This is a genomic window from Varibaculum massiliense, from assembly GCF_900106855.1.
In the GTDB taxonomy this organism is placed as follows: domain Bacteria; phylum Actinomycetota; class Actinomycetes; order Actinomycetales; family Actinomycetaceae; genus Varibaculum; species Varibaculum massiliense.
This window is the reverse complement of record NZ_FNWI01000004.1, coordinates 83,524-106,495: the sequence shown is the minus strand read 5'-3', so window position 1 is coordinate 106,495 and position 22,972 is coordinate 83,524. Positions and strand designations below refer to the sequence as shown.

The following is a 22,972-nucleotide window of genomic DNA, read 5'->3' as shown; positions in this document are numbered from 1 at the left end:
AGGCCGTTACCGAGTGTCACCAACAATACTGCTGGCTGTTACCAGCGAGCAGGCAGACTAGACTCTGTAAGTTTTCCATAAGGCGGTCACGGCCGCCAAGAACACAGCGGAGTGAAAAATGGCAACCTTCAACGGCTTTTCGTGGCTAAAGGCGCCGGCTCCGGCGCCACGACTGCCAGAAAATAAAGTTAAACACCTGTTCCCTCGCCTGCGTATGCAGGTCTTCCTTGGAATCTTTATCGGCTATGCCGGTTTTTATCTGATTAGGAACAATATCTCCTCAATCGCGCCTTTACTGATGGATGAAACCGGCATAGACAAGGTCGGAGTGGGCATTATTGCAAATGCAGTCCTTTTTGCCTACGGCTTATCAAAGTTCTTCTCCGCGATGATCTCTGATCGCTCTAATGCTCGCTATTTCCTGGTGATTGGCCTCGCTCTTTCGGCCTGTACCAACCTAGTAGTTGCTTTTGTGCCTTGGGTAACCGCCTCAGTAGGCATCTTCGCCACTGTAATGTTCCTCAACGGTTGGTTTCAAGGGATGGGATGGCCCCCTTGCGGAAGAGTATTAGTGCACTGGTACTCAACCAATGAGCGCGGTACCATCACCTCTATTTGGAACACCGCCCACAACGTTGGAGGAGCTCTCTTACCAACACTGGTCGGTGTGGGCCTGGCCTGGACCGCGAATGACTGGCGCTCAGCCTTCTGGTTACCGGCAGTAATCGCGCTGATAGTAGCGTTTATTGGATTCTTATTGATCCGGGATACCCCGGAATCGCTGGGGCTTCCTCCCATTGAGGAATACCGTAACGATCCTGCCAAAGTGGAGGTGGATGAGGGCGAAAAGATGTCCGCCAAGGATATGATTTTCAAACACGTCCTCACCAACCGCACTATCGTGATGCTCGCGGTGGCTAACGTCTTCGTTTATGCTCTCCGCTACGGGGTACTGAACTGGATTACCGTCTACATGCACGAAAAACATCATGCTGAGATTGGTTCCGGTTTAGCGGGCATCTTTGCCTATGAAATCGCAGGGATCGTCGGTACGTTGCTGTGCGGCTGGATGTCCGACAAAGTATTCAAAGGTTACCGTTCCGGGGCGGGAATCTTCTTTACTATCTGCACCGCCCTAGCAATCCTCGGCTACTGGTTGGCGCCGTTAGGTACCCCCATGTGGGTTTTGATCCTCTTGGTGGCCCTGATCGGGGGACTTATCTACGGCCCGGTAATGTTGATTGGTCTGCAGGCCATTGACTTGTCGCCGCGGAATGTGGCCGGTACTGCTGCTGGATTCACTGGGCTGTTCGGATACCTATTGGGAGCTACTTTGGCTTCCACCGGGGTAGGGATTCTGGTTCATAACTTCGGCTGGAACCTAACCTTTATGGTGTTTATCGTCTTCTCGGTGTTGACAGTGCTACTGTTTGCGATCGTGGGACGCGATGAGCGGCGGATTATGAGCGCGCATCAAGCAAAACTGGGCGATATGGCATAAAACGCTGTTCGGCACAGTAACCCTAAAATAAACTACAAACGCAAAAGTCAGGCTGGCGGAAACCGAAATGTTTCCGCCAGCCTGCTATCGTTACTGCCATGCGCTCCCGCTTATTAGTTTTGGCTGCAGTGATGGTCAGCTTGCTGCTCAGTGCCTGTAGCCCAGCTAAAACTCAGCAGTTATTCTTTATCTGTTCCAATGAAGAATCCATCTGTCAGGCATGGCGGGACGCCTATGCCGCTTCCTCGGGGAAAAATGTTGGTTACCTGCGGCTACCTACCGCGCAGGCGCTTACTCGGATTGCTTCTAGCCCCAAAAACCTTGATTTTGATGTTTGGGTTGGCGGCCCGGCAGAAAACTTTGTTTTAGCGCGGCGCCGAGGACTCCTCGCCCCCTACCAGCCGCGAGGATTAGCCTCTATACCAGCAGATATGCATGACAGCGAAAACTATTGGTTCGGGGTTTATGGCTCATTGCTAGGGTTTTGCTCGAATCGGCAAGCTCTTGCCGCTAAAGGGTTACCAATACCAACATCGTGGGCGGAGCTGCGGGAAAAGAAATATCGCAAACTGGTGGCAGCGTCCTCCCCACTCACTTCGGGTACGGCATTCACCGTAGTCCGGGTACTAGATGAAATCTACGGGAGCCAGGCGAAGTCAGCAATCCGAGAGATATATGCCAACGTGCCTCGCTTGACTAACTCGGGAACAGCTCCGGTGCAGCTGGTGCAGGCAGGAGAGGCAGGACTCGCGATCACCTTTACCCCGTATTGCGTGGGTAAGACGCCAAGTGGTCAGAATCTGGAGATTAGTTATCCCCGAGAAGGAACCTCCTATGAAATTGGCTCGGCGGCACTGCTTAAAAATTCGCAGCATCCCGAAGAGGGGAAAGCTTTTCTGGATTGGCTTTCTCAAAAACCGGGACAAGAGGTTGCGGTAAAATCGCCGACTCCACAACTGGCGATTACCAATCAGATCCCCGGTTCTTTAGCATCGCGATTGCAGCGAAAAGATCCCCATATTTTGCCGGCACGCCCGCAAAAATCAGCAGTTGATCGCGATCGTTGGCTCGCCTGGTTTGCTAGTCAGGGGTGGGATTGATGAGAAAAGTCTTGGTGGGTTGTTCATCCTGGTTGGTGATCTTGGGATTTTGCGCCTTGGCTGCCATTTGGCCTCTAGCTTTCGTAATTCGCGCCGCAATTGTGAGTCCTTTTGGGGGAGAAGAAGCTATCGCTTCGGCGCTCCGCCTTTCGCTCCTAGAGGCCGTAGGATCGGCGATTTTAGCTACTATCTGGGGGAGCGCTGCCGCCCTAGGAGCAAGGGTGATACCTGGCCGGATCCGCCAAGTCGTAGAAATGCTGTGTCTATGTCCTATTGCCATCCCGCCTTTCATAGTCGCTAGTGCTCTGCGCTCATTCGCAGGATCTTCGGCCAGTAACCTTACCGGCCCGCTTCCGGTAATCGCGGTATTTTCTTTCTCCCTTGCCCCCTTAGCTTATTTTTCTGCGCGCTCGACTTTGAAAACAATCCGCCGTGATCAGCTAGATCAAGCCCGAATTTTAGGGCTTGGACACTGGGATATTTTTCGTTTAGTAATCGCCCGTCCGCTTTTTGCCTCTATCCCGCTATCCCTGGGAGTTACCTTTGCCCTTGCCCTCTCCGATCCGCTAGTACCTGATCTGGTGGGTGGGAAAACCATGAACGCCGCCCATTCCTTGTGGCTGCGCGCCACCGGAAGTTTTGAAACCGCCTTTCTGGGGCATGCTTCTCTGGTGTTGACGGGACTTTCCCTATGTGCAGCGGGCATCTTAATCGCTCTTTATTTCACTACTTATCGAAATTTCTTCCCGGCCACCTTGCTGGGGGCGTCCAATTTCCCTCTAGGCTCGCCGCGCCCCTTACCGCTTTTGGGGGTGGGTTCCTATGCTCTGTCCTCGGCAGGACTGATCCTTTATTTGCTGTTTCATGCCTCATTTTCGGCCTCGAAACTGCAGTCAGTAATCAACACCTGGCTACTTTCTGCCCTAGCTGCATTCTTGTGTCTAGTGGTGCTGGCAGCTACCCGCCGATTGGGGGCTACCAGCAGGTATATGACGATTGAGGCTCTTTTTATTGTAATTCTTTCTCTTCCGGGAGCCGCTATCGGCGCTGGGTGGATGCTTTTACGGCAACAGGGGCTGTCTTGGCCGTTTTCCAGTGGCGGATTCCTCTCTCTTTGTTCCTTCCTCTTGATTGGGATGCCGGTAACCTATTTTTTGGCGGCACGTTTTCGCGCTGTCGGTCCAGCAGAGTTCGAGGCGGTGAGAGTATTGGGAGTCGGACGTGTGCAAACAGCGTTAAAAATTCTTCTGCCCGCAGTTAAACGTTATTTCAGTTTGACCCTGGCAACAGTGGTTGCCATTTCTACCACCTTATCGGCTCCCTTAATGTGGGTGGCCGCTCCCGACACCCCGGTAGTAGTTCCCCAAATGTTTGCGATGGTGGACGAAGCCAACTATGCGGAAGCTTTCGGGTTGTCGCTAGCGGCACTAGTAGTATCCATCACCCTATTTGTGCTGGTACCAAAAGAGGAGGGGAAATGGAACCGGCCACGCTAACCGTAAAAGATTTACAGGTGTGGCGCTCGGGGCGCCAGGTACTGGGCCCGGTATCTTTTTCGGTTGATCCGGGGGAGTTAGTAGCGGTGATTGGTCCGTCGGGGGCGGGAAAAACTACGCTGCTGCGGGCAATTGCGGGTTTACAACCCTGCAAGGGTCAGATTTATTGCGGCCAGGAGGAGGTCTCGAGCTACCCTCCTGCTGCTCGCGGCAGTGCTCTCGTCGCCGATACTGATGGACTTTTCCCGCATCTAACCGTTCAAGAAAATGTGGCGCTGGCTGGGGGAACCAGCGAAAACCTGCAAGTAACCCTAACTGACCTTGGTCTTAGTTCCCTAACGCGGCATTACCCGGGTTCTTTATCTACTGGGCAGCGGCAAATGGTGGCTCTAGCTAGGGCATTGCTTCACCGTCCGCGTTGGTTGCTGTTCGACGAACCCTTAGCACATGTAGATCCCTATTCGCGTGCGCGTCTGCGTGGGGAGATTCAGCGGATTCATCGTCGCATTGGCGCGGCGTCCCTTTATGTTACCCATGACCTGCCAGAAGCCTTCGCGGTTGCCGACCGGATTATGTTGCTGCGTGGCGGGCAGATTATCCAAGATGACTACCCCCAGGATCTGGTGTCTCACCCTGCCGACTTACAAACTGCCCTCTATCTGGGAGCCACTACTCAAATAGCGGCGTCGGCGTTGATCACCACTGATAGATTTGGGCAGGTCAGCGCCCATTTGGCTGCTTTGGGGGAGGACTTAGAGATTCCGGCCAGCGAAGGCCTATCTTCTGCAAGTGGACAGCGCCGTGACGTGGTTGCGGTCGGCTCGCCCTATTCCATAAAAATTGGCAATCTACCACCGGAGCGCCAAAATGATCCGATTATGGGTGAGGTGGGTCAGGTGGTGGGTTCCCAATTTGAGGGGGATACATATCTATTGCAGGTAGAAACAGAGTTCGGAGTATTCGCTAGCCGTCGTCAAAGTGGCGACGAGCCTTTCATAGTGGGGGATCGGGTAAAAATAACCGCCCTCCCCGAACATCTTTGGGCAGTTCCCGCCTAATCTAATGCCCCCGTATTCGCGTAGTTTTTCTAACCGAAGCTAGCAGCCGCAATTTCATAACCGGAAACTTTCACGAGTATATTTAAGAAAGTTTCGAGAGGCTGTCTCGAATGACGGTAGGATTTCTTAACCTGCCGCCCCCTCAAAAAGGAGCATCCTATGCCGATAGCGACCGCTAAAGACTCTCTAAGCGCCTTTGATCAGTGGAATGAAACTATCTCGGGTCTGCTAGATACCGCCTACGCCAACTCGGTAGTCTGGCTGTTAATGATCGTCCTGCTGGGGGTGGGAATCTGGCTAACGGTGCGCACCAAAGGTATGCAGATAACCATGTTCGCCCACATGCTAAAAGTAATTACCCGCTCGCGGGGAGGCTCAGAAGGCGGGGTTTCTTCTTTCCAGGCGTTTGCGATTGGTCTTGCCGATAGGGTAGGCACCGGCTCAATTACCGGAGTCGCCTTGGCGGTCGTTGCTGGCGGTCCGGGCTCAGTTTTCTGGATGTGGGTAGTGGCAGTGGTGGGCATGGCCACCGCTTTTGTAGAGGCTACCTTGGCGCAAATGTTCAAAGTACGCAATGGGGACGGCACTTTTAGAGGAGGTCCTGCCTTCTATATCCAACGCGGCCTCGGCTCGCGTGCCTGGGGAATCGTATTCGCGGTGCTACTAATCTTCGCCTACGGGTTTAGCTTTGAAATGATTCAAGCGAACTCAATTTCTCAGCTAGCCAATTCGGAATACCTCGGTTTCCCAGTCTGGGCAACCGCCCTCATCTTGGTGCTATTGACTTTGCCTCTGGTAGTGGGCGGGGTGCGCAAAATTGCCCAATTCTCTGAGTACCTGGCTCCGGCGATGGCGCTGCTCTATGTAGGCATGGGGATCTTGGTAATTATCCTCAACTACGAGCGAATTCCCTTTGTTTTCCGGGAAATCTTTATGGGAGCTTTCGGGCAATCAAACACCTATATGCCACCGGCAGTTGCCGGAGCCGGGGGAGCGTTTATAGCTGCGATAACCACCGGTACTAAACGCGGCCTATTTACCAATGAGGCGGGGATGGGGTCGGCTCCTAATGCCGCCGCTATCGCCACCGTGCGTCACCCCGCCACTCAAGGCATGATTCAAGCCCTGGGGGTATTCGTGGACACCATGCTGGTGTGTACCTCCACCGCGTTCATCATTTTGATGTCGGTACCCTTCTGGGACAAGCAAAGCCACGAGGATGGGGCAGTGCTAACTATGGAATCGATAGTGACTTCGTTGGGGTCTAATAGCACCACGCAAACTGTGGTGTTTGTGTTCGTGATGGTAATGATGGTGTGTTTCGGATATTCCACGATTCTGGGAAACTATACTTACGCAGAAACTAACTACAAGTTCATTGTGGGAGTAGAACGCTCAGCTTTACCCTTAAAGCTGCTGGTAATTGCCTCTACGGCGATTGGGGCGATTTTGCCTCTGAAGTCAGTATGGTCAATCGCTGATTGGGCGACCGCGCTAATGGCCTTGGTTAATCTGGTAGCTCTAATATTTCTAGGAAAATGGGCAGTTGGTGCCCTGCGCGACTACCGGGCGCAGATGAAGAGTGCCGATCCGGCCGGGCCAATCTTCTGTTCGAAAAATAACCAATATCTGCCGGGGGAGCTACCCACCCGGGTATGGACAACCCCGGGTGGGTTCGATCTCGCTTGGGATACTTCCGAGACCCCGGCTGGCAAGGTTAACTAGCCGTTTGCTGCTCGCGTCTTAGTCGAGCTGCTCGAACTTGCGGCTCCAAGCCGAACGGATGGGGTTGGCGTCCGCCATCATGATTTCCAAGCGGTCATTAACGACCTCTACCACCTGTCCGAGAGCCACTACTCGTTCGTGCCGCGGCGAGTTCTCTAGGCGGTGCAGCCCGTCCTTAATGATCTCATCTACGCTATCCATCCGGGAAAGCAGTGCCACTAGCGGCAGGTTGAACTTTTCATGGTAGGAACTTTCCAGCGTGTGTAGCTGTGCTTTTTGTTCCTCCGTAAGCTGTCCCAAAGCCAAAGACCCCACGTCCTGCGAAATTTCTTTGGCTTCGCTCTCGCTGGCGGTCAGCATTACGGTTACATCTGGATAGGAGGCAATCAGTTGATCTTGAGCCTCTTTGCCCGCCACCATCACTGCGTCTTGCAGGGCTTCCTTAAGTTCGCCTACATCCCGGAAGGGACGCATCTCGGCAGCTGCCTGCAGCGGCCAAGTTACCCCGTTAAACAAGCGGGCAAAGGTATTTACAAACTCTTCCTCGCTCATTTTGTTAACTGCTCGCAAAGAGCGCCGTTTGCCGCTAGTTCCCAGCGCTACGTCCTCGCCTTTAGCACGCGGCCCTACGTGGAAGAACAGCAGATTCAGTAAGATGGCGCTGATTGAGCCCAGGGTTACTCCCGAGGCGAAGAAAATCTGTGCCCATGCGGGGAAGGCATCGGCGATTGCCGGCTTGAAGGAAACCAGCATCGCCAGTGCGATTGAGGTCGTCAAAATAATTCCGTTGCGAGTATCCGAAAGGTCAACTCTCGATAAGGTTTGAATCCCTACTAACGTTAGGTTGGCAAACAAAGCCATGGAGGCTCCGCCCAGCACAGGAGAGGGGATTGAAGCTACAATCGCACCTGCCTTGGGAATTATCCCTAAAATAATCATAATTCCACCCGCACAGGCTACTACCCAGCGAGAATGGACTTTGGTCAGACGTACCAAACCAATGTTTTGTGCGAAACAGGTGTAGGGGAAAGAGTTCAAGATTCCCCCTAACGTAGTGGACAGACCATCGGCGCGTAATGCGGCGGTGATTTCCTTCTTTCCGATGCGTTTGCCCACTATTTCACCGGTGGCAAAGACGTCACCGGTGGTTTCTACCATGGTCAGCAGCATGACTACAATCATGGAGATGCAGGCAGTTAAAGAGAACTGAGGCCAGCCGAAATAGAACGGGGTAGTGACTGCTACCCAGGAAGATTTCCCGACTTGACTAAACGAGGTGTCGCCCAGTGCAGCCGCCACGCCGGTACCAATTACCAGCCCGGCTAGTACCGCTAGGGTTCCCATGAAGCCTTTAAAGAAACGTTGGATGAGTACGATTATGGCCAAAGTTCCCAGGCCATAAGCCAGAGAGCGCAAAGTTATCGGCATCGGAGGGACCTGTTCGTCAACGCGTCCAATCACGTCAGCGGCAGATACCCCTAGCAAAGTAGTACCCATAGTGGTCAGCACAATCCCGATTACTAGTGGCGGGAATAAACGAATCAGTTTCGCAAACAGAGGAGCTGCGAAAAAAGTAAACAGACCAGCAACGATAACCGCACCGTAAATCGTGGGTAGCACCTCGGTGCCGCCGTGTTGGTTTACGGCCAGACCGATAGCAATCATCGGGGAAATCGCCATGGTGGTTACCCCTTGCACGATTGGCAGGCGCACCCCAATCCGCCAAAAACCAATTGACTGAATCAAGGTAGCGATACCGCAGGTAAATAAGTCGGCGTTGATTAAATGCACCGTAGTAGCGGGGTCAAGTTTAAGTCCTCCGGCAACAATCAGCGGAACAACCACGGCACCGGCGTAGAAAGCTAGCACGTGCTGTACGGAGAGCAGCAAAGTGCGCGGAGCCGAAGGTACTTGATTAACTGGATGTTTCTTAGTGTCTTTTAGCTTTATTTCTGCCTCTAGGGAATCACCTAAAGCTTTTAGTGGTGGGTTTAGCGGCTCGTCAGCTGCCATCGTGGATATTCTCCTTTGTGATGCTGGAATATTTCCAAAACAATTCAAACCCTTGGCAGTCCAGAACTCAAAACCGAAGGCGAGTAACTCGCCCGGGAGGGGGATTGATGAAGTTTCACCCGCTAACCCTTTAGTTGACATAATGTACATTATCGGATTGAAGTGACGGCATTTTGTGTAAGAGTTACCGGTCATATTTAGGGTTAAATTTCGCGCAAATGTACCTTTTGTCAGGCAAGCTGTTAGCATCGAAAGTAGATAGCAAACCTAGGTAAAGCAAAGAAGGAACCAAAATGACCCTTAAGTGGAATGAACTCGATCAGCGCGCAGTTAATATGGCGAAGGTCTTAGCCGGCGATGCGGTAGAAAAAGCCGGTAGCGGACATCCGGGAACTCCGATTTCCCTAGCAGCCGCGGCTTACTTGTTATACCAGCGTCATTTGCGTTTTGATCCGCAAGATTCCACTTGGCTGGGACGAGATCGCTTTGTACTCTCGGCCGGACATGCTTCCTTGCTGCAATACATCCAATTGTATTTGGCAGGACAAAATATGGAGCTGGAGGATTTAAAGAAATTCCGGACCTTCGGTTCCTACACCCCCGGTCACCCCGAATATAGACACACTAAGGGCGTAGAAGTAACCACCGGACCGTTGGGTTCTGGATTTGCCGCGGCGGTAGGGTTTGCAATGGCTTCCCGGCGCGCCCACGGGATGTTGGATCCAGATACTCCCCTAGGTGAAAGTCCTTTTGATCATAATGTTTATGTAATTGCTGGTGACGGCTGTTTGCAAGAAGGAATTTCGGGAGAAGTTTCTTCGCTGGCGGGCGTGCAGGACCTGGGTAACCTGATCGTGATTTGGGATGATAACCACATTTCTATTGAGGACGATACCGATGTTTCTTTCCAGGAAGATGTCCTAAAGCGCTACGAATCTTATGGCTGGCACACTCAGCGGGTTAACTGGCTGCAAGAAGACGGCAGTTACCGTGAAGACGTAGAAGCCCTTGACCAGGCAATAAATGTCGCCAAGGCGGAAAAGCATCGTCCTTCGATTATTGCCTTGCGGACGATTATCGGTTGGCCTTCGCCTAATATGCAAAACACGGGTGCCATTCATGGTGCCAAGCTGGGAGAAACCGAACTTAAAGGGCTTAAAGCCGCTTTGGGTGCAGACCTGGATAAAATGTTCGATATTGATCAAGAGGCAGTAAATCATGCCCGAGATAATGCTGCTGCCCGCGCTAAGGCAGCTCATGGCGACTGGGATCCCCGCTTTGAACAATGGAAACAAACAAACCCCGCCAAGAATCAGCTCTTAGAACGGATTTTAGCTGGTAAACTTCCCGAAGGTATCGAGGAAGCGCTACCGGTATTTCCTGCCGGACAGTCCCTGGCTACCCGCGCAGCCTCTGGAAAAGTTATTTCCGCAATCGGAGCAGTCATGCCCGAATATTGGGGTGGTTCCGCTGACCTCGCCGGTTCCAACAACACTACGATTGCCGGTGCCCCCAGTTTTATCCCCGAATCCGCACAAACTGATATGTGGAAGGGGAACCCCTTTGGACGGGTACTGCACTTTGGGGTGCGCGAACACGGTATGGGCGGGATTATGAATGGCATCGCCATTGACGGACTCACCCGAGTATTCGGGGGCACCTTCTTTGTGTTCAGCGACTATATGCGGGGCGCGGTGCGCCTGGCCGCTCTCATGAATATCCCGGTCACCTATGTGTGGACCCACGATTCCATTGGAGTTGGCGAGGACGGCCCCACCCACCAGCCAGTTGAACACCTAATCGCTTACCGCGCTATCCCCAACTTAGCGATAGTTCGCCCCATGGATGCTAATGAAACTGCCGCAGCTTGGCTGGCAATTTTACGGCAACACGGACCGGCAGGCTTGATCTTAACTCGTCAAGCTCTACCCGTTTACCAGCGTGAAGACATGGAAGGTGCCGGAGCCGACGCTTTGGCCAGCGCCAAGAATGTCAGCAAGGGTGCTTATGTTCTCGCTGATAGCGAGGGCGAGCCGGAGGTAATCTTGCTGGCTTCAGGATCCGAGGTGCAATATGCTCTCGAGGCACGAGCTGCTCTGGCGAAGGAATCGATTGCTGCCCGGGTAGTGTCGGTTCCCTGTATGGAATGGTTTAAGGCGCAAGACGCTGCCTACCGTGAACAGGTACTTCCCTCCGCAGTTAAGGCTCGTGTGTCGATTGAGGCAGGTCTGGTTGATCCCTGGCGTGACCTAGTTGGAGACAACGGAGAAAGCATCGGTCTAGACGACTTCGGTCTGCCAGGCGCTGCCGCCGAGCTATTTGCACACTACGGACTAGACAGTGAACATGTAGTCGCTGCCGCCAAACGCAGCCTAGCGCGGGTGTCTTCCTAGTACGCTTCTCAAAAATCCGCTCGGCGAGATATCTAGAATAGAAGTCGAACTCTGCGAAGCCACCTGTTAGAATAGGGCGGTATTTGCTGGGTAGCTAGCATAGGCAGCGAGGAAGGGTTTTAATATGGCAGAGCGCGCACTACGCGGAACAAGTATCGGTTCAAAAAGCCTTGAAACAGAGGACGGCGTAGTATTCGCGGAAAGACGCGAAAGCCTCTATATATGCCCCCAGGGACACCGTTTCCACATGACCTTTGCCGCCGAAGTTCCCGCTCCCGCCGAATGGGAATGTAAATGCGGGGAAATGGGAGAACTGCAATACGAAGAACCTGCCGTAGAAGAGGACGTGAAACCGGTACGCCCCCAGCGCACCCACTGGGATATGCTCTTGGAGCGTCGCAGTGAAGAAGAACTGCAGCAACTATTAAAAGAACAGCTAGAGGTACTGCACTCCGGTGCGCTGATGGACGGAGTTCACTACCGCTAGGTCACTGACCGGATTAGGCTAAACTCTGCCCCCCGAATCCCCACGAGGGCTTCATGATTATTACTGCTGTCCCCGGGGTGGATAAATGGCTATTAGTGTCTATATGATTGCGGCTTGAACAGGTCATTTAGTCCCCAACGGGTAACTTTAGCTAGGGCTTCTAAAATTATGGCACCGGACATTTTAGAATCTCCAGCAGCGCGTTCTTGAAAAGTAATCGGTACTTCCACGATTTTTCCCCCGGCTCTAACCGCGCGGCGGGTCATATCAATCTGGAAACAATATCCCCGCGAATCCAAATCTTCTAGCGCCAGGCGACTAAGGAAATCTAGCCGGTAGACCCGAAAACCGGCGGTAGCATCCCCGATTCCTAGACGCAGCCAGGCTCCAATATAGGCATTGCCCGCCCGCGAAAGCGCCTCCCTCAGCCTTGACCAGCCCTGCAGGCGCCCTCCCCTAATCCAACGAGAACCAATCACCAGATCCGGCTGACTTGGCCACAGACGGCGCGCAAGTAGTTTTTTCAGATCACGCACCCGGTGGGAACCATCCGCATCCATCTGTACCACCCAGGTGTATCCGGCAGCGGCTGCCCAAGAAAACGCTTCCAAATAGGCAGGACCTAGCCCAGCTTTTTCTGCCCGGTGTACTACCTTCACTCCCCTATCTTTACTAGCAAGCTGCTCTGCCAGCTGTCCGGTACCATCAGGAGAGTTATCATCTACAATCACCAAGTCTGCCTGCGGAATTTCTCGGCGCAGTTTCGCTACTTGAAGCGGCAGAGTTTCCGCCTCGTTATAGGTGGGAATAGCGATTACCGTATCTGTCATTTCTTTCCTTTTCTTTTTGATCTGTGCTGTATGCGCCCTCGCCCAGTTTTAGCGTCGGCTTTTCGTCCGCTGCGGGCAGCTATTTGCGAATGTTGGAAACTACGTTTTTGTACCTTTAAGAAAATAAGAGCTCCCCCAACTAGCAATATCCCTACTAGCACCCCGAAGCAGAAGAAAGAGTTTATCTTCGAACCAAAACGCGCCTGAAGGGTAAGAGTATCGCGCAAAGGCAGTGCTGCTCTTAAAGTATCTGCACGGAAAAGCCCAGATTGTGCTAAAACTTCACCCCCGGGAGTAATTAGAGCGCTCACTCCCCCCACGGCAACCTGCGCGGCAGAGCGGTCATACTCGAGGGCGCGAAACCGGGCTATCTGCAACTGCTGAAGGGACTGATAGGAATACCCGAAAGAAGAATTATTAGTGGGGAAATAAAGCAGGTTTGCCCCTGCGTTGACGCTGTCGCGCACCAGAGAATCTAGCGCCACCTCAAAACAGATATTTGTCCCCACCCGGGCATCACCAACCCGGGCAATACCTGGCGATTTGCCCGCTACCATATCACGCGGGAGCATCTTCACTTGCTCGGGAAACAGCTTGGAGATTAGCGGGCGGGCGGGTAAAAACTCTCCAAAAGGTACCGGTTCCCGTTTGGAATACACTTGCGAAATGTTGCCGTCCTGAAGCTTTAATACCTGGTTAGAGGTAGTTTTCTCTCGGTAAACCAAAGTGCCAAAAAGTAGGGGGATTTGCTGCCCGGCTTGCCAGGTTTGCAGTTCTGCTTCCCAGTTAGCATCAGAGCGGGGATCAATATCGCCGGCTTGCTCACCCCAAAAAATAACTTGGGTACCGTGTAAATCACTGTTACGTGCCTGCGCCAGATGGCCTGCCAAAATAGTGCCGGGGCGCGAATAGGTAGATTCGATTGGCCAGGAAACTCCCCCCTGCATAGCAGCAACCTGCAGCTTTGGGGAATGATTTGAAGTTGGGAGGGTGGGCAGTCCCGCACCCGAGGCAATCACCACCAGTAGCGCCAAACCGGCAGATACCAAATTAGGCATCGAGATTTTCCAGGTGACGCTAACCAGCGCCGCCAGCACCCCCACCATTAGGAAAGCCATCCCATTTTCCCCTAAGAGCGGTATCCATCCCTTTAAGGGACTGTCTACCTGCGAGAATCCCAACATTCCCCAAGGCATTCCCGTCCAGGGAAACGCGGCGCGCCAAGCCTCGATTCCAGCAAAAGAAAACGCTGTCCATAAAGTCCAGACGGGGCTGGTCAGGCGCCGCACCGCCAGTACCGAACCCGCCCAGAGGGTTAAAAACAAGGTTTCACAAAGGGCGAGAGCAATCCAGGGAGTGGAAAAACCAAGCGAAATAGATACCCAACGAAACAGCACTAAGAAAAATATCAGGGCAGCCAGGACGGAAATTACCAGGGCGTAGCGCCGACGCACCCGCCGCAAAATCAGTAGCCACAGCCCCATAGCTAACCAGGCGCTGAGCCAATATGACCCCCAAGCAGAGGGGAAAGCCAGCAACAATCCTGCCGCGATGACCCCGGACGCTACCGCTGCCCAAAAGGCTTTGATTACAGATCCGACCATGCCACTACTCCGCGCAAAATTAATTTTTGGGCTTTTCGGGCGGTAGCGGAAGTTTCCACGCTGGCTACCATTTCAAGTTGCCGCAAGACATCAAGCAACTGTTTCATAGCTCGCACAAAATCCCCGGCTTCTAGGGGGGCAGCCTCTAAAGCCACCGAAAGCGGTTTACCTTGAGCCCAGGCGTAAGTGGCTGCCACCAGTGCAGAAGATGACTCCGGGATTTCGGGAGCTTTCAGTTTAGTTTGCAGTTGGCGCAGATCAGTAGCCAAATGCTCAATCTGGCTAACTACCGATTTAAGCCGGGAAGGCACTGGGGCTCCCGTTTCCTCCCTCCGCGCTTCATAGCTGGCTGCAGAACAAGCTGCTGCTAGTTGCGCGGGAGTTAGCCCCGCAAAAACATTTTTTAGCACACATTGGGCGAGCAATAGATCATATTCGCTGTAGATCCGGCAGAGAACCGCCCCAGATTCACTGACTTTACCTTGAGCGTTCAAATAGCCTAAGTTCGTCAAAACCTTAACTACTCGGTCAAAAGTATCTACTAATGCGCCCTCGGAAATATCAACCCGCCTGCGTAGCCGGGCAGCCTGCCGCTCCAGGCGCGCCCAACGAGAAGCCTGCTTTAAATGGCTATTTAGATGCGGGCAGTTGGTTACCGGGTGCGATGCGATCAGCTCGGTTAGCTCCAGTTCGCTAAGTTCTGTTAACTCCCGCCCCCTAAGGTCAAGTGGCTGCACCCCGTTTTTCCGGCTCGCAATTGCAGATTTTGCGGAAACAGGCGCCGTTTGGGCGCGAGTTTTAGCGGAGGGCTCCGGGTCGGTAAATATCCCCTCGCTCAGAGCCGTGCGCAGCTTAGAAGCCAGTCGTTGCCGATCACGAGGTTTACGTTCCGAGTAGTCTTTTACCCACATCTGTCCCACTAGAGCCAGACCACCACTAAGGGTATTACTGGAAAACTCGCGAAGCTTAGCGTTATCAGCCAGTACCGTCAGGGTAATTTCCCCAGTGCGGGTACTCGATTTTCTCATCACAATCCCATGACGCGCCCGGCGACCATCTTGATAAGCCAACACATCGCCGCGTTTTAGGGAACTGAAAAGTTCGCTGCGCCTCCGAGCCTGCTCGCGGGCAAGCAGTTGGGCGCGGTGAGCATCGCGTGCCTCCAACTCCCCTTTTAGCCGCACATACTCGTAAATATCCCCAAAGGAACATTCCAGAGTTTTAGTAGCCACGATTTCATCGGCAATGCGTTGTTTTTCTGCTGCCTGTTGCGCTTTACCCACTACTGAACGGTCGGCCTGGAACTGAGCAAAGGAACGCCGCAAAACATCGCGGGTTTCTGCGAGGGAGCCGCGCTCTAGGAGATTAACCGCCATGTTATAGGTAGGGCTAAAAGCCGATTTCAGCGGGTAGGTACGCTTTGAGGCAAGCGCTGCCACCATAGCTGGATCCATACCGGGGCGAAAGACTACGATTCCGTGACCTAGAGTGTCGATTCCGCGCCGCCCGGCTCTCCCGGTCAACTGGGTATATTGCCCCGCCGAAAGCATGACGAACTCGTGACCGTCCCATTTGCGCAAGGACTCGATAACTACTGAACGCGCCGGCATATTGATACCTAACGCCAAGGTCTCGGTGGCTAAAACCACTTTTAATAAACCAGCAGCGAACATTTTTTCGACTGCTTCTTTAACTACCGGCAGCAACCCGGCATGATGCACCGCGATTCCCCGCAGCAACCCGGAAAATAGGGAGTCGAATCCTAAAGTAAAGACGTCACCGGCAGGAATGTTTTCACTGATTTCATCGAGGCAGGCCTGAATCTGGCGTTTTTCCTGCGCATTAGTTAGGTCTATTCCCGCTGCTACCAGTTGTTTTTGTCCGTCCGAGCAGCGGGTGCGAGAAAAAATAAAGACGATTGCGGGCAGCAGTCCTTTAGCGTTTAGCTCCCCTACCGCCGCCGGCAACGAAGTGTGGTGACCACGTCGAGACTGCCCCAGGGAGCTTCGGGTTTCAGCCAGCAACGCCGGGTTAAGTTTGGTTTTACCAGCCGCTGCTTTCACTTCCAGGTCGAATAGTCGCCCCCCTACCAACAGGTGTTGGTAGAGCGGTACCGGGCGTTTCTCCGAAACCACAATTTCGACATCTCCGCGCACTTGACGCAGCCATTGCCCGAATTCTTCCGCGTTAGAAACCGTGGCCGAAAGGGCAATTACCTTCACCGCCGGATCTAAATGCAAAATCACTTCTTCCCACACCGGTCCGCGGTATCGATCCGCCAGGTAATGAACCTCGTCGAGAACCACAAACTCTAAATCGTCCAGGCGTCCGTCGCGGCGGTACAGCATATTCCGCAGGACTTCGGTAGTCATTACTACTAGGGGGGCTGCCGGGTTAACCGAAACGTCCCCGGTCAAAAGCCCCACATTTTCACTGCCGTAGGCAGCGCAAAAATCCCGAAACTTTTGGTTAGAAAGCGCCTTAATCGGAGTGGTGTAAAAAGCACGTACCCTCCGTTTTAACGCTAAGAAAAGTGCGAACTCTCCCACTAAAGTTTTACCGGATCCAGTAGGAGCCGCTACTAAAACCGATTTTTCGCCCTCGAGAGCCGCCAAGGCACGTTGTTGAAAATCATCAAAGGGAAAATCGAAACGAGATGCGAAACTTCCAGCCTCGCCGGCTAGTTGGTTTCGTTTGAAAGTAGCCAATTTTTCCGCCGCCGACAAAGACTCCCAATCGTTTGCATTCGCGGTAGCGGCCGATTTTTTCCGTTTACGCCTACGCGGCACCTACACCAGCCCCAGTTTCTCCCAGCGGGCTTTGGCGGCGTTGAGGCGGGCATAGCGGCGAGTATGACGGGGTGCCGCCACCTGCGCGCGTACTTGGCGTGCCTGCGCCAACACTTGGGGATCACCGCTGGCTCCCGCCGGACGAAGCTCCGAAAGTGGCGAAGCCTCCCCCAGATTATCTAAGGGAGCGGTTACTGTCTCTACCTGATCCCCGAAAACCTTGAAAGTTGCACTGGCTTTGCGAAACAGCCAAATGAACATTACGATTGGGCAAATAATCGCCGCAAGAATCCCCAGCGTCCATAGCGCTACCAACAACCAATACATACTCTTAGCCTACCTGTTTATTCGCCCGGCGGTCACCCTCAGACTTTAGCTAGAATAAAGACATGATGTTACGGGAAGGACAAATAGCAGCTGTCCGCAACTTTGAGGTCACACAAGAACTTACGGTAAACATTACTGCGCACCCGGTAGGAGCAAAACAGTTTTTAGAGGGACAAACCCTGCGTGCTTTGAACTATCCTGCCCTAAATGGGGAGGCTAAAGAGGGAGAAACCGTGCGTTTCGACTGCTCTCCCCTGCAAAAAAACCTGGGTACCGGCGGGTTTGCGCTGGTGACCGCGCTTTGTGGGCGTCTACCCGCAGATGTGCTTCCCACCCATGGCGGTCACATTATGAAAGCACGCTATACCCCCAGCCAATACATGGTTTCCGCTGTGGAAGAACAAGAATCCCCCTTCCATGAGCAAATGCGACAGGCAGAAAACTTGCAGGGAATGCCGGTTGTAGGCATCGATCTACATTCCCAACTACCGGCGGTAATCGCGGGAATCCGCCAGGAAAACCCCCAAGCGAAGATCGTCTATGTTTATACCGATGGCGGGGCTTTGCCGGCATTTTTCTCGCGCAACATTAGCACTCTGCGCGAGAAAGGATGGCTGGATGCGGTGATTACCGCCGGTCAGTCCTTCGGGGGTGACTTGGAAGCCATCAACACTTTTTCCGGTCTGCTAGCTGCCCGCCAGGTACAAAAAGCTGATATCGCCATTATGGGACAAGGCCCGGGGAACGCCGGTTCCGGCACCCCCTATGGCTACTCGGGTTTCGATTTAGGTGCCTTTTTAACTCAAGCGGCTTTAGGAGGTGGCAAAGCTATTTGCGCCCTGCGAATGTCAGCAGCAGATTTACGCTCCCGCCACCAGGGGATATCCCACCATAGCCTGCGGATTCTCTCCGGTTTTACTCCGGTTCCCCTTACAGTCCCCCTTCCGGAATTTACCGATGAGGGCGAAGGGCAAAAACCGCTTTTAACCAGTGACTTTACCCAGGTAGTGGAATCACAGGTGAAACAAATTAGTTCTCGGCACCGGGTGCAAAAATGTTCAACCATTGGTCTTTACCAGGCATTAAGCCACTGCCCGGTACGGCTTTCGACTATGCGTCGCTCCCTGGATGAAGATGCCGCACCCTTCTTGGCAGCGGCGGTTGCCGGGCGCCTAGCTGCGCAAATGCTTTAAACCTTATCTTGGTGAAAACTTACCTGCCTAGATGGGTGGTACCCTCCCCTGCAAAGTTTAGGTTGCCGCCGTTTAGATACGGGCCGACAGTAACTGGGTAACTAAAATCCCCTCTGCCCCTAACGCGTGGAGGGTATCAACTACCCCGTGAACCTCAGAGCGTTTACACATGGCACGTACTGCCAACCAGTGGCTATCTTGTAGGGAGGAAATCGTGGGAGAAGATATTCCCGGCGTATAGCGAACTGCCTGCTCTAGCAGGTCACGATGCACGTTGTAGTCCAGCAACACATAGTTGCGGGCATTAAGCACTCCCTTTAAGCGCTGCTTTAAAACTTCCAGCCCAGGATTGGATGCCTGGGGATTAGCGATTAACACCGCCTCTGATTTCATCAGCGGCTCCCCGAAAACCTCTAGACCAGCAGCGCGCAAAGTATTTCCGGTTTCCACTACATCCGCAATCGCATCCGCGACTCCCAGGCGTACCGCAGACTCTACCGCCCCCTCGAGATGAACCGTAGTCGCCTTAATCTGCTGCTTTGCTAGATAGTCTTGTACGATTCGATCAAAAGAGGTGGCGATGCGTTTGCCCGCTAAATCGGCAATGGTGTTGATAGTGTCTTGGGGAGCCGCAAAACGGAAAGTGGACTTTCCAAACTCTAGCGGCAGCAGCTCTTTAGCTTTTACCCCCGAGTCCGCCAGCAAATCCCTGCCAGTAATCCCGGCTTGGATAAATCCGGCGCCTACGTATTGGGCAATATCGGCAGGCCGCAGAAAAAATATCTCTACCTGGTTATTTTCATCAGTGATATAGAGTTCCCGCCCGCGCCGACGGGTGCGATAGCCAGCCTCAGAAAGCATTTTTATAGCCGGCTCCGAGAGACCACCTTTATTTGGAATCGCGATTCGTAACATTTTTCCCCTAGAGCTTTCGGTAGACATCTTCAAGGCTGACCCCTTTAGCAATCATCATCACTTGCGCGTGATAAAGCAGCTGGGAGACCTCTAAACAAAAATCATCATGGCTTTCATATTCGGCGGCCATCCAGGTTTCCGCCGCCTCTTCTACGATTTTCTTCCCAATCGCGTGCACCCCGGAATCTAGTTCTTTAACGGTGCCAGAACCCTGCGGACGGGTAGCTGCCTTTTTCTGCAGCTCCGCAAATAACTCTTCGAAACTCTTCATAACCTTAAGGTTAGTTGGTTTTGAAAAATCTTGCCTTCCCGCTCCATTACAACAAATCGCGCTGTTATCTAGCAGCGGAAGCGTTAGGCATCAGCAATGCGTTTTCGCCAGCTGGCGCAGCGCTTCAACCTCACTATAGGCATCTTCAGCTTTATAAACCGCCGAGCCAGCCACAAATACGCTCGCCCCCGCTTCGGCTGCTAAACAAATAGTTTCGCGGTTAATTCCCCCATCCACCTGCACTGCTACCTGTAGGTTTGCCGTGGAAATCGCGTCGCGGGTGCGGCGAATTTTCGGCATCATAGACTTCAAGAAACTTTGTCCCCCAAAGCCAGGCTCTACCGTCATTACCAACAACATATCGATTTCTGGGAGCAAGTCGATATAGGGAGTGATATCGGTGGCCGGGCGCAATGCCATCCCCACTTTTGCTCCTTGACGACGAATCTCGCGTGCCAAACGAATCGGCGCCACTGCTGCCTCGGCATGAAATGTAACCGAGGCGCATCCGACCTCCGCGTAGGCTGGCGCCCAACGATCAGCGTCCTCAATCATCAAATGGGCATCCACCGGCAAAATATCTTGGCGAATCACCGCTTCCACCACCGGCAGCCCCCAGGAAAGATTAGGGACAAAGTGGTTATCCATCACGTCTACATGGGCATAATCGGCGTTCCTAACCTTTTCAATTTCGCTGGCTAGGTTGGCAATGTCGCAATTAAGAATAGAAGGAGAAATCGTTACGTCCATAATCAGTTTCCTTTCTGCTCTTTCGTAATCACCACCGCAAACATGGCGTCCGAAGCATGGATATGAGGCCATAGTTGCAGGTACTTCGGGGCGCACCCCAAACCTTCAGGCCAAGTTTCAGCGTCAACTAACTGCCGCAGAGTTCCGGATAAGTCCGCCAAATGTGCGTCTGGGCGCTCTTGCAATACCCGCTGCACCAGGAAAGTGGTTTCTGCCGGGTGAGGGGAACAAGTGGCGTAAATAACCAGACCACCGGGGCGACACAGCTCTATAGCACGATGCAGTAGCTTGGCCTGCAGCCCGGTGATATCGGGAATGGTTTCATTACGGGAGCGGTAACGGGACTCCGGGTGTCGGCGCAGCGCCCCCAACCCCGTACAAGGCGCATCTACTAGCACCCGATCATATCCCCCCTCGCGCAACGGAAACTCGGTACCGTCTTTTTGTACTACCCGTACATTGTCGAGGGCTTTAACCGAGTCCTCAACCAGTTTTGCCCGGTGAGGACTGATCTCATTAGCAATCAGCTGTGCTCCCCGCTGGCGCCCCAAGGCTCCCATTAAAGCTGCTTTCCCACCCGGTCCGGCACACAAATCTAGCCAGATTTTATCCCTGCCTTCCAAGGGATATTGCGTGGCTAGCCCTGCCACCAACTGGGATCCTTGATCTTCCACCCCAGCGCGAGCTGACGCGACCGCCTCTAAAGTAGCCGGGTCACCCCCGGAAACAATCAATCCCCAAGGGCTCAGCGTTGAATAGGCTACGTCCTGTCCGTTTTCTTCTACTGCGTCAGCAAGTTCCTCCCGGTCAACCAGGCCCGGTCTGGCTACCAGGTTGATATAGGGGGCGCGATTATTTTCTGTCAACAGCCCCGCCAAAGAATCATCGTCACTGGGAATCTGGGCACCTAGTTTTTCTTGTTCGCTAAGTGCCGCACGATAGGCGGCAATAATCCAGGCGGGATGCGAGTATTTAATAGCTAGGCGGCGCTGGGGGCTAAGCCGCTTTAGACGAGATTCCAGCTCGCCCTCTCCCAGTCGCGCCACTTGCCGCAAAACCCCGTTAACCAGGCCGGCTGCCCCCTCATTAGCTTCTTGCTTAGTAAGGTTAACCGACTCGCTAACCGCGGCATGCGTAGGTACCCGCATATTTAGCAGCTGATGCAGTCCCATCCGCAAAATAATTAATACTGCTTTTTCTAGGGAAGATACCGGTCGGGAGGAAAACTGGTCAATTAACCAGTCATAGTAACCTTGAGCACGCAGCGTCCCGTAGGTAAGTTCAGTGGCGAAAGCCGCATCCCGCCCTGAAAGATGAGCGCGAGTAAGCCGCGGAGGCAGCAGCAGATTAGCATAAGCATCTTTAGTTTCTACCGCCAGTAGGACCTGAAAAACCAAGGTGCGTACCTTGTCAGTTTGCGGACGCCATTGCTGGTTGTCTTCCGGAGTTTTTCCTCGTCCTCGCCGCCGGTAAGGGCGAGGTGACTTCGGCGTCGAGTATTTCTTTTGCCCCCGCTCTACTTGCACTGGTTCTCCTCATTTTGGCTGGGCAGACCAAAATAGAACTCTTCGCCATAGTGTTGCCCCCGACCCCAAGCATCGGCAGCCATTTCCCGTTTGCCAGCGGGGGTAACAAAGGTAAGTTTTACGTCATTAGTGCCGGTTCCCACGGTAATTTCATGTTTAGTGACCAGCACCTGACCGGGCTGCAGCGTGTCATGATCCTTCATTTCGATGACCGGATAGATACTCAGCCGTTTTCCATCGGGAAGCAATGTCCACGCCCCCGGCTGGGAAGTAAATGCACAAATTAGATTAGCTATCTCTTCGGCACTTTTCTCCCACGGTATCTGGGCATCTGCTTTCGTAAGCAGGGGCGCATAGCTGGCACCCTCGCTAGCCTGCGGATGAGCTTTTGCCTTTCCAGTCTCCAATGCCCCCAGAACGTGGGGTAATAAACCAATTCCGGTATCGGTTAGGCGCTGCAATAGTAAATCAGCGGTAGTTTGCGGAGCCACCCGAATAGGATCGACAGCATAAATCGATCCAGTGTCCATCCCCTCGTCGATGCGGAAAATACTGACCCCGGTGATTTCTTCCCCTGCCATGCGCGAATGTTGCACCGGGGAGGCACCTCGCCATTTGGGAAGCAGCGAATAATGCAGGTTAAGCCAGCCATGAGGAAACACATCGAGTAGGTCTTCGGGAATCATTAACCCGTAAGCTACTACTACTGCCACATCGGCATTGAGCGCTGCAAAATCCGGGCGCTGCTGCGTGTCCTTCAAAGAAGAGGGAGTGTGAACGGTGATTCCTGCCTCTTCAGCTGTTTGGGCTACCGGAGAAGGACACAGCTTGCGCCCCCTACCCGAGCGGGCAGGGCGGCGAGTGAGTACTCCGACCACTTCATGTTCAGATTCCAGTAGATATTTCAGGACTGGCACTGCAGAAGCTGGGGTACCGGCAAATAAGACACGCATGGGAATAATCCTATCAGTTAAGTGTTCTCATCACCTGTAAC

18 protein-coding genes are annotated in these 22,972 nt (G+C 53.3%); 8 read left to right on the top strand and 10 right to left on the bottom strand.

From position 1 onward, the window contains the following. Nucleotides 1-118 precede the first annotated feature (118 nt). From BQ5456_RS00510 to BQ5456_RS00490, 5 genes are all read left to right on the top strand, one after another. Complete coding sequence (locus BQ5456_RS00510; RefSeq protein ID WP_071128281.1) at nucleotides 119-1,501, top strand: MFS transporter; 1,383 nt, start codon at nucleotides 119-121, stop codon at nucleotides 1,499-1,501. A 98-nt stretch (nucleotides 1,502-1,599) separates the two neighbouring features. Next, complete coding sequence (locus BQ5456_RS00505; RefSeq protein WP_071128280.1) at nucleotides 1,600-2,601, top strand: extracellular solute-binding protein; 1,002 nt, start codon at nucleotides 1,600-1,602, stop codon at nucleotides 2,599-2,601. Continuing rightward, on the top strand, nucleotides 2,601-4,097 hold the full coding sequence (locus tag BQ5456_RS00500) for an ABC transporter permease (protein WP_071128279.1): 1,497 nt from the start codon (nucleotides 2,601-2,603) through the stop codon (nucleotides 4,095-4,097). The genes BQ5456_RS00505 and BQ5456_RS00500 overlap by 1 nt, the downstream gene beginning before the upstream one ends. Beyond that, nucleotides 4,079-5,155 (top strand): ABC transporter ATP-binding protein, encoded by a 1,077-nt coding sequence (locus BQ5456_RS00495; protein WP_071128278.1) that lies wholly within the window; start codon nucleotides 4,079-4,081, stop codon nucleotides 5,153-5,155. Before BQ5456_RS00500 ends, BQ5456_RS00495 begins: the two co-directional genes overlap by 19 nt. A gap of 159 nt (nucleotides 5,156-5,314) precedes the next feature. Beyond that, the gene (locus BQ5456_RS00490) at nucleotides 5,315-6,880 is read left to right on the top strand and encodes an alanine/glycine:cation symporter family protein (RefSeq protein ID WP_071128277.1); all 1,566 of its coding nucleotides are present in this window, start codon (nucleotides 5,315-5,317) and stop codon (nucleotides 6,878-6,880) included. Between the two features lie 18 nt (nucleotides 6,881-6,898). Here BQ5456_RS00490 and BQ5456_RS00485 read toward each other — a convergent pair whose 3' ends face one another. After that, on the bottom strand, nucleotides 6,899-8,893 hold the full coding sequence (locus BQ5456_RS00485) for a solute carrier family 23 protein (RefSeq protein WP_083378278.1): 1,995 nt from the start codon (nucleotides 8,891-8,893) through the stop codon (nucleotides 6,899-6,901). Between the two features lie 293 nt (nucleotides 8,894-9,186). Between BQ5456_RS00485 and tkt the strand changes: the two genes are divergently transcribed. Beyond that, nucleotides 9,187-11,286 (top strand): transketolase, encoded by a 2,100-nt coding sequence (gene tkt, locus BQ5456_RS00480; RefSeq protein WP_071128276.1) that lies wholly within the window; start codon nucleotides 9,187-9,189, stop codon nucleotides 11,284-11,286. A gap of 124 nt (nucleotides 11,287-11,410) precedes the next feature. Continuing rightward, complete coding sequence (locus tag BQ5456_RS00475; RefSeq protein WP_071128275.1) at nucleotides 11,411-11,773, top strand: RNA polymerase-binding protein RbpA; 363 nt, start codon at nucleotides 11,411-11,413, stop codon at nucleotides 11,771-11,773. 92 nt (nucleotides 11,774-11,865) lie between these two features. Here BQ5456_RS00475 and BQ5456_RS00470 read toward each other — a convergent pair whose 3' ends face one another. From BQ5456_RS00470 to BQ5456_RS00455, 4 genes are read right to left on the bottom strand one after another with little or no spacing between them, the layout of a single operon-like run. Then, complete coding sequence (locus tag BQ5456_RS00470) at nucleotides 11,866-12,603, bottom strand: polyprenol monophosphomannose synthase (protein WP_071128274.1); 738 nt, start codon at nucleotides 12,601-12,603, stop codon at nucleotides 11,866-11,868. Then, complete coding sequence (gene lnt / locus BQ5456_RS00465; RefSeq protein WP_071128273.1) at nucleotides 12,600-14,207, bottom strand: apolipoprotein N-acyltransferase; 1,608 nt, start codon at nucleotides 14,205-14,207, stop codon at nucleotides 12,600-12,602. The genes BQ5456_RS00470 and lnt overlap by 4 nt, the downstream gene beginning before the upstream one ends. Continuing rightward, nucleotides 14,192-16,996, bottom strand: coding sequence for a DEAD/DEAH box helicase (locus BQ5456_RS00460; RefSeq protein WP_143036993.1), 2,805 nt, complete (start codon nucleotides 16,994-16,996; stop codon nucleotides 14,192-14,194). Before BQ5456_RS00460 ends, lnt begins: the two co-directional genes overlap by 16 nt. Beyond that, nucleotides 16,997-17,323, bottom strand: a complete 327-nt coding sequence (locus BQ5456_RS00455; RefSeq protein ID WP_071128272.1) for a hypothetical protein — start codon at nucleotides 17,321-17,323, stop codon at nucleotides 16,997-16,999. It abuts the gene before it with no gap. A 62-nt stretch (nucleotides 17,324-17,385) separates the two neighbouring features. Between BQ5456_RS00455 and BQ5456_RS00450 the strand changes: the two genes are divergently transcribed. Continuing rightward, entirely contained in the window at nucleotides 17,386-18,516 is a 1,131-nt protein-coding gene (locus BQ5456_RS00450; protein WP_071128271.1) for a DUF3866 family protein, read from the top strand. Between the two features lie 72 nt (nucleotides 18,517-18,588). Here the strand turns inward: BQ5456_RS00450 and hisG are convergent, their stop codons facing one another. The 5 genes from hisG to fmt form a co-directional block, all read right to left on the bottom strand. Then, nucleotides 18,589-19,431, bottom strand: a complete 843-nt coding sequence (hisG, locus tag BQ5456_RS00445; RefSeq protein ID WP_071128270.1) for an ATP phosphoribosyltransferase — start codon at nucleotides 19,429-19,431, stop codon at nucleotides 18,589-18,591. Between the two features lie 7 nt (nucleotides 19,432-19,438). Further along, entirely contained in the window at nucleotides 19,439-19,702 is a 264-nt protein-coding gene (locus BQ5456_RS00440) for a phosphoribosyl-ATP diphosphatase (RefSeq protein WP_071128269.1), read from the bottom strand. A 90-nt stretch (nucleotides 19,703-19,792) separates the two neighbouring features. Continuing rightward, nucleotides 19,793-20,452, bottom strand: a complete 660-nt coding sequence (rpe, locus tag BQ5456_RS00435; protein WP_071128268.1) for a ribulose-phosphate 3-epimerase — start codon at nucleotides 20,450-20,452, stop codon at nucleotides 19,793-19,795. 2 nt (nucleotides 20,453-20,454) lie between these two features. Further along, nucleotides 20,455-21,978 (bottom strand): RsmB/NOP family class I SAM-dependent RNA methyltransferase, encoded by a 1,524-nt coding sequence (locus tag BQ5456_RS00430; protein ID WP_071128267.1) that lies wholly within the window; start codon nucleotides 21,976-21,978, stop codon nucleotides 20,455-20,457. Then, the gene (gene fmt, locus BQ5456_RS00425; protein ID WP_071128266.1) at nucleotides 21,969-22,931 is read right to left on the bottom strand and encodes a methionyl-tRNA formyltransferase; all 963 of its coding nucleotides are present in this window, start codon (nucleotides 22,929-22,931) and stop codon (nucleotides 21,969-21,971) included. Before fmt ends, BQ5456_RS00430 begins: the two co-directional genes overlap by 10 nt. Nucleotides 22,932-22,972: the final 41 nt, after the last annotated feature.